Below are 2,000 nucleotides of genomic sequence, written 5' to 3'. Positions count from 1 at the left end.
TTGAGATCGTCAGGGGTTTTGAGATTTTTGGCCAGCTCGTTAGCCAGAGCCTGTAACTGTTTTTCGTCCATAAAGTAACCTGCTTTTGATGTTGGATTGAACATATCAAAATCAGGCAATTACACAATCTCGTGTACAGGCTCCTACAAAAAAATACATTCACTGCCGTAGCTGCGCTTACATAATATTGTTTTATCAATCCAGTTAACCTTTCTTTCGCCTTGCAGTTGATGCGACGCTAAAAATCGGCTTGATTGAAGTGATAGCCAACTGCTCTGCTTTTCGTTTAATGGTATACTGTTGATTCATCTCTATGCGACAAAACGTCTTCTCTCTGTGCGCTTTGACTTATTACGCTTCGCTGCACGACACGTTGTATATCCTGTGGATTGCTTTAAAAGCAAAAACCTCCGCAAATGTGCGGAGGTCATTAAGGACAAATCAATGAGACCGGTACAATAGGCACCGGTACAAAAGGAGACTACGCGGTAACCGCCCTGTCCTCCATGGCTTGCCGCCAGCCTCCCAACCATTCAGATCGGGCATTAATAGATTGATAAGGACAAAGTTCCTTTGACTTTCCGGAAAGTCCTGCTTGATAGCCGCGCGATTGCGCCCGTTCCAAACGATCTCGTTTCTGTCTCTTCATGCCTCATTTCCCTCATTGTTCATCTGGTGGAAAGAAAACAGTGACTGCTTTTCGAGCACCCACAGGGTATCAATAGCGATTCTGGGCACGAAGGTCAAGGCTAAAAATTCACTATCCTGTCACATTAATGCTATATGCTTCGCAGCGAACGTTATCTCCGGTATGCATAACGGTTGATCTTCGGGAAGCTTTTCCTCATGTTTTTACCCCATAGAAAAAAATGGCTTGCTATTCTTTTCTTTGAACTCTCGAAAATAGGAATATTCTCACAAGCCTCCGATCGTACGCCAACAGCGTACGCCATCAGTTTCATTTAGCAGTGTCAGTAATTGGTGCTGCCCACAATCAACGCCCGCATAAAGGCAACGTTCTCGAAAAAAGCAGCCCTGAGGTAACCGTCGATTACTGGGTAATTCGCCCGTTTTCATCTCTTCTCAGGCCTGTTGCAACGACTGCCTGTCAAGCTGAGGAACCGACTCCAGCAACAAACGGGTATAGGGATGGCGCGGCTGGTTCAGGACACTGTGCGCCGTGCCCAATTCAACGATTTGCACTAAATACATGACGGCTACATGATCGCTCATGTGACGGATAACCGAAATATTATGTGATATCAGCACGTAGGTAAGCTTACGCTGTCGCTGTAGCATCACTAGTAAATTCAGAATTTGTACCTGAACAGAAATATCCAACGCTGACGTGGGTTCGTCCAATAAAATGATATCCGGCTGCGCTGAAAGCGCGCGCAATGGCGATACGCTGGCGCTGACTGCCGGAAAACGCATGGGGCAAACGGTCAAGATACTCATGACGAATGCTGACCAACGTCGCCAACTCGCCGGCTAGCGCTCTGCGTTCCGTTTCACTGCCGTGCCCCTGCAACCAGACCGGTTAGGCGATAGTGCTCCACACGGGCAGTCGCGGATCGAGCGATGACAGAGGGTCCTGAAACACCATTTGCATCCCGTTTGCCAGCCATGAGCCTGGTGAACGCGGCCGCACGCACTCGCCCTGTGAAGGCACTAACATCCCCATCAATACCTGTGACAAGGTGCTTTTCCCGCAGCCGGACTCTCCGACCACTCCTAGGGTTTCACCATCGTTAATCGTCAGATCGATGCCATTAAGCGCATGGACTTGCTCAACCACGTTGCCACGCCAGTTACGCTTTGCCGGGAAACGAACGTGTACATCACGCAGTGTCAATAAGGGGCTTTGTTGAATAAATAGATTTTATGCTGGCAGCCCAGTGAAACGACGGATCGTCGCAACGTAAAATCATGCAGTTAGGCCTCATGAGAAAAGTGTACACCTGAGATGACAAACATTTTCTACCAAAACTGGCATGGAA

General features: G+C 48.2%; 1 protein-coding gene and 1 pseudogene. Both read right to left on the bottom strand.

Going from position 1 to position 2,000, the window contains the following annotated elements:
- Window positions 1-481: 481 nt before the first annotated feature.
- The gene (gene rmf / locus QZ506_RS19845; RefSeq protein WP_195312963.1) at window positions 482-649 is read right to left on the bottom strand and encodes a ribosome modulation factor; all 168 of its coding nucleotides are present in this window, start codon (window positions 647-649) and stop codon (window positions 482-484) included.
- Between the two features lie 266 nt (window positions 650-915).
- A pseudogene (locus QZ506_RS19840) lies at window positions 916-1,873 on the bottom strand (ABC transporter ATP-binding protein).
- Between the last annotated feature and the right edge of the window lie 127 nt (window positions 1,874-2,000).

The organism is Candidatus Symbiopectobacterium sp. (genome assembly GCF_020054415.1).
Taxonomy (GTDB): Bacteria; Pseudomonadota; Gammaproteobacteria; order Enterobacterales; family Enterobacteriaceae; genus Symbiopectobacterium.
This window is presented reverse-complemented; position numbering and strand designations above follow the sequence as displayed.